Below are 14,043 nucleotides of genomic sequence, written 5' to 3'. Positions count from 1 at the left end.
CTGGCATAGAAGAATCAGGAAATTCATAAGCTGTTGGATTACCATCGGCTGCATACTTATCTATAAGTGGCCCACCAGGGTAAGGTAGATCGAGTAACTTAGCCGATTTATCAAACGCCTCACCTACAGCATCATCCTGTGTTTCGCCTATAATTTCCATATCCAGATAATCTTTTACAATTACTATCTGTGTATGCCCTCCACTTACGGTGAGACATAGAAACGGAAAGTTGGGCTTTGGGTCGTCTATAAAATGTGCCAAAATATGGGCTTGCATGTGATTAACCCCGATCAGAGGTATATCAAGACCGAGTGCCAGGCCCTTGGCGTAGCTTGCACCAACTAAAAGAGCACCTAAAAGACCAGGACCTTGTGTAAATGCCACTGCATCTAAATCATTTTTAGATAACTTTGCGTTATCTAAAGCTTGGTTCACAACAGGCACAATATTTTGTTGGTGAGCTCTCGATGCTAATTCGGGAACTACACCCCCATATTTTTTGTGTACTGATTGCGTTGCTATAATATTATTAAGTACTTTGCCATTTTTAATAATAGCTGCGGACGTTTCGTCACATGATGACTCTATGGCAAGTATAGTAGGTTTCATTTTTTACAATTTTGGCGCAAGTTATTAAAAAAGGCGTTCTCAAAGCAATATTAAAGCTTATACTCTCTCTCCTCCTGCTGTTTTTCTTGCTGGTCGGAGCAGTGCAATTCCCTTTTGTACAAACAAAACTCGTCAGCCATTTATCTAAAGAACTTTCTGAAATTACCGGGTTTGATATTTCCTTAGAGAGGATAGATATCAACTGGCTCGACCGTATTGATGTTACCGGTCTTAAAGTAGTCGACCCCGAAGGCAATCGCCTTTTTTATACTCAAAATGCTGTTATCGATTTTGATGTAAGGGCAATATTAGACAAAGACAATCGAAATATCGATGAAATTATAGTGAAGAATGCTGCACTTTACTTCACAAAAATACCTCTTACCGACTCTACTGAGACGCTTAATATCAATGCCCTGATACGAAGATTAAGAAGGAGTATCAGAAAGCAATCCACTAGCAGAAAGCTTTTCTCGATCGATGAGGTGAAATTAGAAAACGCTTCATTTACTTATTACCAAAACGACTCATCCAAAAGCATGCGTAGTGGGCTTGATTACAAGCACTTCTCAGTAGAAAATATTTATGGAGACTTCGAAAATCTGCTTTCTATGTCTGATACGCTGGAGGTAAAAGTCCAAAATCTATCAGCAAAAGAGTACTTGTCGGGGCTTACGCTTAGAAGCTTAAAAACTGATTTTCACCTCTCTCAAAAGTCCATGCGGTTTGAGGGCCTATCACTTGAGGTTGGGGACAGTTACATTACCGATACCGTAATATTCAACTATAATTCAACGAAAGATCTATCAGATTTTGTAGATATGGTAACCATTGATGCTCATCTAAAAAACACCACTATCAACAGTCGAGATTTAGCACTTTTTGCTCCTCAAATGAAGGCTTACAAAGACAAGTACAAGATAAACGGTGAGTTTAATGGGAAGGTAAAGGCATTTATACTCAACGATGCCACAGTTAAGCTTGGAAACAATACTCAACTCAAAGGTAAAATCAGAATGACCGGTCTTCCTGATTTTCAGGAGACTTTTATCGATTTTGACTTGAATAATTCTCAGGTTAGAGTGAGTGATTTGAGACAGTACATCAACTCCAAAACATATACGCGCCTCTCACCTTTTACTGACATACGATTAAGCGCCAGCTTTTTGGGCTTTCCCAATGACTTTGTGACAAAGGGTAGCTTTTTTACCAATCACGGTCGCATTGAGTCTGACATCAACCTAAAAATCAGGCCAGATGTAAATGAGTCGATTTATAGCGGTAAACTAAAGCTAGACAAGTTTGACCTCCAAGGCTATACTGGTGACGACTTTTTCGGTTTGGTTTCTCTAAACGGAGAGATTGAAGGCTCTGGATTCACAGTAGAAAAAGCAGATTTTAAGCTTAATGGCAATATTCAGAAAATCGATTTGTATGGCTATAAGTACAAAAATATTAAAACTGATGCCCGAATTAGTAAAGAGTTTTTCGAAGGATTTCTGGAGGTAAACGATCCTAACCTTAAACTTACAACTACCGGCTCTATCGATTTAAGAGCAGGCATTAACTTCTTTAATGTAAATGCTCAGATAGACACAATGAATTTTCAGCCATTAAATCTTTCTGACAAGCCACTATTCATAAGTAGTAACATACAGATCAATGCTAGCGGACTTGAAATTGACAACGTGGTGGGACAGGCAAATTTTTATGACTCATTCATCAAGTATCAAGGCGAGTCTTTGAGCCTCGACTCTTTAAATGTAGTTTCCCTTAAAAATATCGATAGCAGAAAGTTGGCAGTATCTACCAACCTCGTTGATTTTAATGTTGCCGGCTCGTTTAGTTATACCACTTTATATAAAGATTTTAAAACCTTAATCAAGGAGTACAGACTGAATATTCAAAACGACAAAGACTCTTTAGATGCATATTACAGAAATAAAACCTATACGGGCCAGCAAGATTATTCTTTAGATTATGAGTTATCATTAAAAAACGCCAATCCACTTTTTGAGCTGTTTGTGCCTGAGCTATATATTGCAGAAGACACAAAAATTGATGGAAGTTTTACAGGAGGGTACACTTCTATACTGTCGGTAAATACTGAATCAGACACGGTCAAGTTTAAATCAGACGACTTTTATGAGAACGAGTTGCAGATCAATATTTCGAAAGTAGCTGACAGCACCAACGTGCTTGCCATGATCTATTTAGGATCAAATTTTCAGCAAATTGCAGGAATTGAAACCAAAGACCTGTTTTTTGAAGGTATTTGGAACAAAAATCATATCGATTTTGAGTTTGACATCGATCAGGTGAAATTTGAAAACTATGCTAAACTGATCGGAGAAGTAGATTTTCTTGCCTACGAAACAGTTTTACATCTCGACCCTTCAGATTTACAGATACTTGACAAGAAATGGACCATAGATGAAAACAACCTGATTGTCATTAGAAAAGACGAAACCTCAATCAGTGACCTGAGAATTTATAGTGAAAATCAAAACATCTCAATTAATGGCCAGCTATCAAGAGACCCTGAAAAAGAGTTGGATATCCTGATCGAGAACTTACGTCTTAAAAACTTTAATACTATCATAAATCAAAAGCTGGCGGGTACAGTAAATGGAAATGCTACCATTAAAGACTACTACAACAATTTGTTTATAGAAAGTGCCATCAGTGTCGACCAGTTTAAAATTGATCAGTTTTTGGTAGGCGATGTGAGCGGCTCGAACATATGGAACAATACCGAACAAAGCTTTAACACCAATTTTTTTGTAAATCGCCTGGGTAAAAGGATACTCGATATAAATGGCTCTTACCAACCTGATGATGCCAATGCACTTGACCTCACCGCTCGGCTGAATGATACCGAACTTAAAATATTAGAACCATTTTTTGATAGCTTTTTCACAGAAATGAAAGGTACAGCCGATGGCACCCTGACTATACAAGGTGCTTTATCAAAACCAATCATCACAGGTGATGGACTCATCAAAGATGCCGGCCTTCATGTAAATTATCTAAATACTGACTACAAGTTAGCGGGGAAGTTCAACTTTAAAGAGTCTTCTATCGGTTTTGAAGACATTGATATAACTGACTCAAGAGGTGAGAAAGCTACTTTATCAGGCAACTTTTCTCACAATTACTTCAAAGACTTCTTTATAAATATTGGTGGCGATTTTGAAGACTTTATGTTGCTAAACACAACCAGCAAAGACAATAAACTTTTCTATGGTACGGGAATAGGTACAGGAGAAATTGATTTCGTAGGACCCATCCGAAATATGAACATCATAGCGAGAGCCAAAACAGAAAAAGACACAAGGATTTACATCCCGATTGGTGATAACGAGAGCATACAGCAAGAGGAATATATCAACTTTGTCAATTTCAATGATTCAACAGTGGTTGATCCTGAAGAAGCTATTGAAAAAGTAGACCTTCGCGGCCTCAAATTAGACTTTGACTTAGATATTACTCCAGATGCTTACACCGAGATAATCTTTGATATTAAATCCGGTGATATTATCAGAGGGCGTGGCAAAGGTGATCTTAAACTTCAGATCGACACCAAAGGGGAGTTTAACATGTTTGGTGATTTCTCGATCCAGGAAGGTGGTTATAATTTTACACTCTACAACATAATCAATAAGGAATTTGAGATACTGCCCGACAGTAAAATCTCGTGGTATGGCGACCCTTATGAAGGTATTTTGAATATTAACGCCACCTACAACCAATTGGCCTCATTTTTACCATTGCTGGTTCAGCAAGAAAATGACACCATATATCAGGAGTCAACCGAGCTAAGAAGAAAGTATCCGGTAAAAGTACTTTTAGATATCGATGGACCACTTCTCTCCCCTACTGTGAGCTTTGACATCGTGGCAGAAAACCTACCTCGAAATGTACTGCTAAGCAATGGTGAAGTGAAAGACTTAGAATTTGAATTCCTCGCGTTTAAGAACAGAATAGACGAACAGGAACTTAAAAGGCAGGTGTTTAGCCTCATTGTTTTACGGAAGTTTTCTCCCCTGCAATCGTTTAATACCGGTGGCTCCATCACCAGTAGTGTGAGTGAGTTATTTTCTAACCAATTGAGCTATTGGATTACTCAGGTTGATGAAAACCTTGAAATTGATGTTGATCTGGGGCAATTAGACCAGGAAGCTTTTAATACTTTTCAGCTAAGGCTTTCATATACTTTCTTAGACGGTAGGTTAAGAGTAACACGTGATGGTGGTTTCACCAACCAGGAGAATAAAGCTGATATTTCAAGCATTGCAGGTGACTGGACCCTGGAGTATTTACTCACGCCTGATGGTAAGTTTAAGGTTAAAATGTATAATCGTACAAACTACAATCCGATAAACCCTAATGAAGACAACCAGAATACGATTACCACAGGTTTCAGCCTAATACACACACAAAGTTTTGATAAAATAAAAGACCTTTTTAAAGAAAGCAGAGATAAGGCCCGGCAAAAAGTAAATGATGAGCCTGCAGGTGAGGAAAACGAAGAATCCCGAGACAGCACAATAAACAATGAGGCTATCAAAAACGAAGAAGATGAGAGCGATGGTTAGAAGCTTTTGCCTTGTTATTTTGGTATGCTTTTGTACTACTCTATTTGGGCAGGCCAACACCGATTCTCTTCAGCAAAAACGACTAAAGCCATTAATTATCACATCCTCAATTGTTTACACAGGTGCTTTGGTTGGTCTAAATGAGCTTTGGTACAGCGATTTCGAAAGAGAGTCTTTCCACTTCTTCAACGACCATACAGAGTGGAAACAGATGGATAAAGCAGGTCACTTTTATGCCGCTTTTCACATAAGTAAAGGTGGGTACCGCGTGCTACAATGGGCCGGACAAGAGAATGACAAAGCTATATTATGGGGAACGTTGCTCAGTGCCATAGTACTTACACCAATTGAAATTTTTGATGGCTTTTCCAGTGCCTATGGTGCTTCCTATTCAGACCTCATTGCCAACTCTGCTGGAGGTGCTTTCTTCTACTTGCAGCAAAAACACTGGGGTGACATCAAGATACATCCCAAATTCTCATTTAGAAGAAGTCAATATCCTGCAGTTCGGCCTGAACTGTTGGGTAAATCATTTCAGGAAGAACTATTAAAAGATTACAATGCTCAGACTTACTGGTTGTCGGTTGATTTATCAAAGATTATTCATTCAAACTTCCCTAAATGGCTTAATTTGGCTGTTGGTTATGGTGTTACCAACATGGTAGCGGCCAGAGATTCACAAAGCACTGAAATGGGCTATACGCCACAGAGACAGTATTATTTGGCTTTAGATTTTGATTTTAATGAATACAAGACCAAATCAAAATTCATCAACACACTCCTATATCTTGTGAATATGATTCATCTACCAGCTCCAACTCTGGAATTAAGTGATAAATTAAAATTTCACCCAGCCTATTAATAGTGTGATTTTTTTTATAATTTCATAATCTCTACTAAACAAACAGCGAAATGGATTTAAACGCTTTTATGCAGTCATATGCCAATGAAATTGGAGGAACATATTCCGAGTATGACACCCGTACTTCGATTATTATAGTACCACTTCCAGATGAGAGATTTCAGACCGTTTTAGGCACTTTAAAACAGTCAGATAGATACGACAGGCTGTCTATCGAGTTTACATCAAAGGTGTGTAAGTATTCTTCAGACCTTGACTTAAAAAGGCTTCTAGAAGAAAACGGAAACTTAAATCATGCTAAATTTTCTTTGTTAGAAAATTTCTTACACGTAGAAGCCTCAACTTTCGTTGAAACGGCAACTGAAGAAATTATTAAAGAGATCATTCAGGAAGTAGCAAATATTGCTGATGAGTTTGAATTTAAACTTACAGGAGAAGACGTTCATTAATTTATTCTTCTGACCCTATCAAAAAAGTCGTGATGGACCTCCACCACGACTTTTTTATTTAATTTTGACATAAATGCAAGTTGTCTTATCGCTGCGCCAATTGGCGGAGAGGAAAGTCCGGGCAGCATAGAGCATCGTACTTCCTAACAGGAAGGCCCCGCTTCGATAGCTATCGGAGTCGGGGACAGAGAGTGCCACAGAAAACAAACCGCCTCGATTTATCGGGGTAAGGGTGAAAAGGTGAGGTAAGAGCTCACCGCCCTGGTGGTGACATCAGGGGCAGGGTAAACCTTACGAGCTGAAAGACCAAATAAGTTAACGCCTGAGGGCTGCTCGCTCGATGTTAACGGGTAGGTTGCTTGACCCCCTAAGTGATTTCGGGGCTAGATAAATGATAAGATTCACCTTTGGTGGAACAGAACCCGGCTTATAGACTTGCATTTTTTTATTTATTATTGCCAAAGCCTCATAACGGCACCACTTTTGATTTAAGCTAAACTCAACAAAATTGATTTTACTCTATGGCTAAAATTCTGATAATAGACGATGAACAAAGTATAAGGAACACTTTACGTGAGATTCTGGAATACGAAAAATATGAAGTAAGTGAGGCTAAAAATGGTGAAGAGGGCCTAAAAATCCTTACAAAAGAGAAATTTGATGCCGCCCTGTGTGATATAAAAATGCCTAAAATGGATGGCTTAGAAGTATTGGAAAAGGTCATGGAGCAGGGTATCGACACACCCTTTATCATGATCAGCGCTCATGGCACCATAGAAACTGCTGTAGACGCCACTAAAAAAGGCGCATACGATTTCATACAGAAGCCACCAGATCTTAACAGATTGCTCATCACATTGAGAAATGCCATGGAGAAATCTAATCTGGTACAAGAGACGAGGGTACTTAAGAAAAAGGTTTCTAAAAAATATGACATCGTTGGAGAGTCAGATCATATCAATGATGTAAAAGAGACTATAGAAAAAGTCGCTCCCACAGATGCTCGTGTTTTGATTACTGGTGAAAATGGAACCGGTAAAGAGTTAGTGGCCCGATGGCTTCATGAAAAAAGTAATCGATCTAAAGGACCTTTGGTAGAGGTAAACTGTGCCGCCATTCCTTCAGAGCTTATAGAGAGTGAGTTGTTTGGCCATGAGAAAGGCTCTTTCACCTCAGCGGTAAAACAAAGAATCGGTAAATTCGAACAGGCCAATTCAGGCACGCTCTTTCTCGATGAAATTGGTGATATGAGCTTATCGGCTCAGGCTAAAGTACTGCGTGCCCTTCAGGAGAATAAAATTACTCGCGTTGGTGGAGATAAGGAGATTAAAGTAAATGTAAGAGTAGTAGCTGCTACCAATAAAGATCTTAAGAAAGCCATCGCAGAAAAGAAGTTTCGCGAAGATTTATATCACAGACTTAGCGTTATCGTAATTAAAGTTCCTGCCTTGAGAGATAGACTAGAGGATATACCTTTATTGGTTGAGAAGTTTTTAATTGATATAGCCGGAGAGTATGGCACCAAGCCAAAATCAATCTCAGATGATGCAGTAAAACTACTTCAAGATTACGATTGGTCGGGAAACATCCGAGAATTGAGGAATGTAGTAGAGCGACTTGTAATAATGAGTGCTTCTGATATTACAGAAAGTGATGTAAAAAAGAATCTTTAATAGATTCGACAGCCTTAAACAAAAGCAGGGGATTTACATTCTCTGCTTTTCTTCTGTTACCTCCTTTTTTTCTACGTCCTTTTTAGCGTAGGTAGGGCATGTATACTGGCTACATGCAGATAATCCGAACAATACAAAAAGGAAAACAGCTAATCTTATTTTCATCACTTAGTGGTTTATTAATGCCAACAATATACACAAAAATATTAAAGTTGCATATATATTCAAAAGCTAATCCCTAATTAGTTAAATACGCTAAACGTTACAGATTAGAAATCAGCAAGTTACAACCCCTTATTTCCGAGTTGTCTATTCTCCCTAAAATTTCAAAGCTTCCGTCTTCATTAACCCTACCAAGGTCCTGAGATTCTATAAAGCAACAACTGTCGATATTGGCCAAATCAATTACGTTTATCCCACCATATCGATTTCTCACATTTAAATTAAAGGGATCCTCCAGGTCTCGCACTAGCACACGCATCCAAGTTGGTGCGTTAAAAACACCGCCTCCTTTAGAGTAGGCCTGCGACAGTAGTTCGGTCATTCCGTATTCTGAATGTATACTCTGTGCACCAAAAGACTGTTTAAAGACAGCATGAAGTTCACTCCGGATCATCTCTTTCCTCCTTCCCTTCATGCCACCTGTTTCCATGATGATGATATCACTCAGGTCAATATCATAATTCTCCGCAAGATCCAGCAAAGCAAATGAAACGCCCATGAGCACAATTTTCTGCCCATCTTCCTTTGCTTTCTGTATATTTTCAATAAGCTCATTTAGATTATCCAAATAAAAGCCTGAATGCTCCCCCCCGAGTTTTATAAAGTTGTCGACCATATAGATCAAAGACGACCCCTTTCTCTCAAGATATGAGGGCAAAAGCGCAAAGAAAGTGTACGACTCTACCGGGCCATATATTCTTTCAAATATGGTTTGACTTATGGCCTCGTAGTATTTCAAATTTCTCACCAGGTGCTGACTCCTCACCTGCCCTGTTGTTCCACTGCTTGCAAAACTTATCTCTTCACTCCAAGTGCCGGTCTTCACTTCTTGTGTTTTAAAAAAAGATATTGGCATAAATGGAATTTCACTTACACTTTTTACGTTTTCTACATCGACATTTAAGTAACTTAGATACGCTTTATATACAGCATTTTCATTTGCTTGAAACCGAAAAACTTCAAGGGCCAATGGCTCAAACTCTTCGGGTGTCAATCGGAATAATTTTTGCTCAAAACTTTTAAAAGAAGTCAACCGTTAGTTTATTTATGCCTGCGATGAGATTATTAAATTTAAATTTGAAGATAGCCACTTTCTTAGTTTTAACCACAGGACTTTTGCTGTCATCATGCATAAATGATCCAAACTTCCCTTCCACCCCTCAAATTGACCTGGTTGATGTAAAGTTCTTTAAAGGTGCCACTACAAGTGCTCCAGATAGCCTGCAAGTGACCATTTCATTTGAAGATGGAGAAGGAGACCTGGGGCTTAGCTCAAATGAGACAGCAGCTCCGTATAACCTTGCAGATTACTTTAATAATAAAACAGGCAGACCTATTGACTTCTCTCAGGGAGGTATCAATCTTGAAGATTTACTGACTTATAAAAACAGAGCTACTATAGATACACTTCCTCCTTTTGAAGAGCCATTTACCTGCACGAGATGGACGACAACCCCAGAATTATTCAGTGATACTACACGACTTCAAGACACCGTCTACTTTCAGTTTAATCCCAGACACAACAACTTTTTTGTTAATTTCTATGTGAAAGAAAGTGGTAGTTTTAGAAAAATAGATTTCAGAGAAGAACTGGATTGTAGCACAACCTTTGATGGTCGTTTTCCACTTTTAAATAAAGAGGACAATCAAAATACACCAAAAGAAGGCTCCATTACATATAATATGCAGTCAAGAGCCTTTCAGGCATTTTTTGGAGACAAAACCATCCAATTACAAATACGAATTGTTGATAGAGCAGGCAACTTCAGTAGATGGGTAACTACTGATGAGTTTAAACTGCAAGATATTCAGGCCAATTAGTAAATATCCGGAAAACGCTCCGGATCAGTCTCAGCCATCATTTCATAAATTTTATCAAACACCTCTTCAGGGTTTGGTTTGCTGAAATAATCTCCATCTGAAGCATAAGCTGGCCTGTGCTCCTTACTTGCTATAGTAATTGGCTTAGAGTCTAAGTATTTATATCCATTTTGCTCCTCAAGCACTTTTTGCATCATGAATGCTGAAGCACCACCAGGCACATCCTCATCTGCAAATACAACTCTGTTGGTCTTTTTCAATGACTCTACAATGCTGTGATGAATATCAAAAGGCAGTAAAGACTGCACATCTATGATTTCTACACTTATGCCTACTTTATCAAGCTCGTTAGCTGCATCGTCAATCACCCTGCACATTGATCCGTAAGTCACCACGGTTACATCGCTACCTTCACGTATCACCTCAGGTATACCAAGAGGCACAGTGAATTCTCCAATATTTTCAGGAATTTGCTCTTTCAACCTATAACCATTGAGACACTCTATAATTAAAGCAGGGTCATCTGACTTGAGCATAGTATTATAGAATCCTGCTGCCTGTACCATGTTTCTTGGTGTTAAGACATAGATTCCTCTTATACTATTCAAAATCATACCCATTGGTGATCCTGAGTGCCATACACCTTCTAATCGATGCCCTCTGGTTCTGATGATTAAAGGTGCTTTTTGACCACCTTTAGTTCTATACTGTAGTGTTGCTAAATCATCTGACAATATTTGAATAGCATACAACAGGTAATCTAAATATTGTATTTCGGCAATTGGCCTTAAACCTCTTAATGCCGCACCAATACCCTGACCTATGATTGTACACTCACGGATACCCGTATCTGTCACTCTTAGCTCTCCATATTTCTCCTGCAAGCCCGCAAAAGCCTGGTTTACATCACCAATCTTTCCTACATCTTCACCAAAGGCAAATACTCTTGCATCCCTTTCTAAGGCTGCATCGAAGCATGCTTGCAGCACCTCTCTACCATCTACTGGTTTAGAATCTTCTGCAAATACAGGTTTTACTTCTTCAACATTTATGGCAGCGTCCGGGCTCTGACTGTAAAGACAATCATTATACCTTTCGGCATTTTCTTTCATTACCCTGCTTACAAAATCTTTTAATGCCGATTTAGACTGGATGTTCTCCTCTCTGATGATATTCAGTGTTCTTTTGGCCGCCTTTATTCCATCTAATCTAATGGCGTTCATGGTAGACTTGAGGTTGTCTCTGATTTCTTTGACCTCTTCAGCATGACCAGACTCGGCAATCACATTTTCCAACAAAGAAAGCACCTCTTCTTCATCTGCTTTCATCGATTGGTTAAAAGCCTTCCAGGCTGCGTCCTTAGCATCTTTGGCTGTTTTCTTTGCAGCTTTCTCTATCTCATCCAGTTCTGATTCTTCAGCATGCCCTTTCTTAATGATATAGGCTCTTAATTGCTTGAGACAATCATACTCTTGTTCCCACTCCAATCTTTCTTTAGACTTATAGCGCTCATGAGAGCCAGATGTCGAGTGGCCCTGTGGCTGTGTCATTTCCTGCACATGAACCAGTGTTGGTACATGCTCTTCTCTGGAGATTTTGGCGGCTTTTTTATATGTTTTTAGTAGCTCTTCATAATCCCAACCACGAACGGTGAAGATTTCAAAGCCATCTTTATCCTTGGTTCTTTGAAAACCATCTAAGACTGCAGAAATACTACCTTTAGTCGTGTGATACTCCTGCGGTACAGAAATTCCGTATTCATCATCCCAAACTGAAACCAGCATCGGTATTTGTAATACGCCCGCAGCATTGATAGACTCATAAAACATACCCTCAGAAGTAGAAGCATTACCAATAGTCCCAAAGGCTACTTCGTTTCCATTTACTGAAAGGTTTTTATGTTCTTTAAGGGCTTTGTTTTGTCTGAATAGTTTAGAAGCGTACCCTAAACCTACAAGTCTTGGCATTTGAGAGGCAGTAGGCGAAATATCAGAACTACTATTCTTGAGTGATGCAATATCACGCAGGTTACCTTGCTCATCTAAGAGTCTCGTCCCAAAGTGTCCGTTCATTAAACGCCCACCACTGGCTGGCTCTGCATCTACATCTGTATGTGCGTATAGCTGAGCAAAGTATTGTTGAATCGTGAGCTCTCCAATAGCAAACATAAAGGTCTGATCTCTGTAGTAGCCAGATCTAAAGTCACCTTCATTAAATACTTTAGCCATCGCGATTTGGGCAACTTCTTTTCCGTCTCCGAAAATACCAAACTTGGCCTTTCCCATAAATACTTCCTTTCTACCAAGTAAACTCGCTTCTCTACTTTCGCATGCCAGTTGGTAGTCATTTAGTATTTCAACCGATTTCTTCGTCTTCTTTGCCGTTTTTGTAGTACTCAAACTTGTAAGGATTTAAAGGGTTTGACTATTGGCCTCACTTTCCGTGAAGGGTAACAAAAATAGGCAAAAACAGTAACGTTTCAAATTCAGAATTTAACACTAATAGCCCCTATATTGAGATAAGCCGTATTTTCCAGAGCAACTTCGTGCATTAAGCTTACGCGCGTACTTTTATTTTTTAAGTAAACAAATTTGCGAAATTATATTTTCCTTATATCATGAGGGTCAACGTCATAGATTAAGACAATTTTCAATAGCTCGTCATTGTTATGTGACCGGACTTATTATATTTGTAGCCCTTATAAACGTATTTGTATCATGATTATCGGAGTACCTAAAGAAATAAAAAACAACGAAAACCGTGTGGCCCTAACCCCGGCCGGAGCACAAGAACTTATTAAGCGTGGTCATACTGTCTATGTGCAGTCTACTGCCGGTGAAGGTAGTGGCTTCTTAGACACGGATTACGAAACTGCAGGCGTAACAATGCTCTCAACAATTGAAGAGGTTTACGAGATTGCAGAAATGATAATGAAAGTAAAAGAGCCTATTGAGCCTGAGTACAAACTCATCAAAAAGGATCAGTTGGTATTCACTTACTTTCACTTTGCTTCTTACGAGCCGCTTACAAAGGCTATGATCGACAGTCAATCAGTTTGTCTTGCCTATGAAACTGTAGAAAAAAATGATGGCAGCTTACCGTTGTTGATTCCGATGTCTGAAGTTGCCGGTAGAATGTCGGTTCAGGAAGGTGCAAAATACTTAGAGAAGCCTCTTCAGGGACGTGGAATTTTGCTTGGTGGTGTACCAGGTGTGAGACCAGCCAAAGTATTGATCTTAGGTGGTGGTATTGTTGGTACAAATGCAGCCAAAATGGCGGCAGGTATGGGTGCTGATGTTACTATCATGGACATGAACTTGTCAAGGTTAAGATACCTTGATGATGTGATGCCTGCTAATGTTAACACTTTCATGTCTAATGAATTTAACATTAGAGAATTGATCAGCACACACGATTTAATCATCGGTGCTGTGTTAATTAAAGGTGCTAAGGCTCCTAATTTGATCACCAGAGACATGCTTAAAGAAATGCAGCCTGGTACTGTATTAGTAGATGTTGCTGTTGATCAGGGTGGATGTATAGAAACTTGTAAACCTACAACTCACCAGGATCCTACTTACGTAATCGATGACGTATTACACTACTGTGTGGCTAACATGCCAGGGGCGGTACCTTACACTTCTACTTTGGCTCTAACAAATGCAACTTTACCTTACGCTATTCAATTAGCTAATAAAGGATGGAAAGCCGCTTGTGCTGAAAACGAGGAATTGAAGTTAGGACTTAATGTTATCAACGGTGAGATTGTATATCAAGCTGTTGCAGAAGCATTTGACATGCCATATAC

At 39.2% G+C, this 14,043-nt stretch carries 10 protein-coding genes and 1 other RNA gene; 7 read left to right on the top strand and 4 right to left on the bottom strand.

Annotated features, from left to right (window positions below; genetic code table 11):
• On the bottom strand, positions 1-610 hold a 610-nt coding region (gene tsaB, locus E1176_RS15135), incomplete at its 3' end, for a tRNA (adenosine(37)-N6)-threonylcarbamoyltransferase complex dimerization subunit type 1 TsaB (protein WP_155211537.1).
• Between the two features lie 11 nt (positions 611-621).
• Here tsaB and E1176_RS15130 point away from each other — a divergent pair.
• The 5 genes from E1176_RS15130 (at position 622) to E1176_RS15110 (ending at position 8,192) form a co-directional block, all read left to right on the top strand.
• Complete coding sequence (locus E1176_RS15130) at positions 622-5,208, top strand: translocation/assembly module TamB domain-containing protein (protein ID WP_155211535.1); 4,587 nt, start codon at positions 622-624, stop codon at positions 5,206-5,208.
• Positions 5,168-6,070, top strand: a complete 903-nt coding sequence (locus tag E1176_RS15125) for a DUF2279 domain-containing protein (RefSeq protein ID WP_246206072.1) — start codon at positions 5,168-5,170, stop codon at positions 6,068-6,070. The genes E1176_RS15130 and E1176_RS15125 overlap by 41 nt, the downstream gene beginning before the upstream one ends.
• A 50-nt stretch (positions 6,071-6,120) precedes the next feature.
• The gene (locus E1176_RS15120) at positions 6,121-6,519 is read left to right on the top strand and encodes a hypothetical protein (protein WP_155211532.1); all 399 of its coding nucleotides are present in this window, start codon (positions 6,121-6,123) and stop codon (positions 6,517-6,519) included.
• 72 nt (positions 6,520-6,591) lie between these two features.
• Positions 6,592-6,965, top strand: an RNA gene (gene rnpB, locus E1176_RS15115) — RNase P RNA component class A.
• Between the two features lie 75 nt (positions 6,966-7,040).
• On the top strand, positions 7,041-8,192 hold the full coding sequence (locus E1176_RS15110; protein WP_155211530.1) for a sigma-54-dependent transcriptional regulator: 1,152 nt from the start codon (positions 7,041-7,043) through the stop codon (positions 8,190-8,192).
• A 33-nt stretch (positions 8,193-8,225) separates the two neighbouring features.
• Here the strand turns inward: E1176_RS15110 and E1176_RS21270 are convergent, their stop codons facing one another.
• Together E1176_RS21270 and E1176_RS15105 are read right to left on the bottom strand one after the other, a co-directional pair.
• Complete coding sequence (locus tag E1176_RS21270) at positions 8,226-8,357, bottom strand: hypothetical protein (protein ID WP_281349573.1); 132 nt, start codon at positions 8,355-8,357, stop codon at positions 8,226-8,228.
• A gap of 97 nt (positions 8,358-8,454) precedes the next feature.
• On the bottom strand, positions 8,455-9,447 hold the full coding sequence (locus E1176_RS15105) for an acyl-CoA synthetase family protein (protein WP_155211528.1): 993 nt from the start codon (positions 9,445-9,447) through the stop codon (positions 8,455-8,457).
• A 44-nt stretch (positions 9,448-9,491) separates the two neighbouring features.
• On the opposite strand from E1176_RS15105, the gene E1176_RS15100 reads away from it, so the two are divergent.
• Complete coding sequence (locus tag E1176_RS15100; RefSeq protein ID WP_155211526.1) at positions 9,492-10,235, top strand: hypothetical protein; 744 nt, start codon at positions 9,492-9,494, stop codon at positions 10,233-10,235.
• Here E1176_RS15100 and E1176_RS15095 read toward each other — a convergent pair.
• A complete protein-coding gene (locus tag E1176_RS15095; RefSeq protein ID WP_155211524.1) occupies positions 10,232-12,634 on the bottom strand; it encodes an alpha-ketoacid dehydrogenase subunit alpha/beta in 2,403 nt (800 codons plus the stop codon). The two genes, E1176_RS15100 and E1176_RS15095, sit on opposite strands and share 4 nt — an antisense overlap.
• A 318-nt stretch (positions 12,635-12,952) precedes the next feature.
• On the opposite strand from E1176_RS15095, the gene ald reads away from it, so the two are divergent.
• Positions 12,953-14,043 (top strand): alanine dehydrogenase (gene ald / locus E1176_RS15090; RefSeq protein WP_155211522.1); only part of this gene is annotated, 1,091 nt, incomplete at its 3' end.

Origin of the sequence: Fulvivirga aurantia, from assembly GCF_009711475.1 — a bacterium.
Classification (GTDB): domain Bacteria; phylum Bacteroidota; class Bacteroidia; order Cytophagales; family Cyclobacteriaceae; genus Fulvivirga; species Fulvivirga aurantia.
This window is presented reverse-complemented; position numbering and strand designations above follow the sequence as displayed.

Bases quoted from the DNA above. Each gene is read 5' to 3' on its own strand.
- E1176_RS21270 (WP_281349573.1), bottom strand. From the start codon at position 8,357: ATGAAAATAAGATTAGCTGTTTTCCTTTTTGTATTGTTCGGATTATCT.
- E1176_RS15120 (WP_155211532.1), top strand. From the start codon at position 6,121: ATGGATTTAAACGCTTTTATGCAGTCATATGCCAATGAAATTGGAGGA.
- E1176_RS15125 (WP_246206072.1), top strand. From the start codon at position 5,168: ATGAGGCTATCAAAAACGAAGAAGATGAGAGCGATGGTTAGAAGCTTT.
- E1176_RS15110 (WP_155211530.1), top strand. From the start codon at position 7,041: ATGGCTAAAATTCTGATAATAGACGATGAACAAAGTATAAGGAACACT.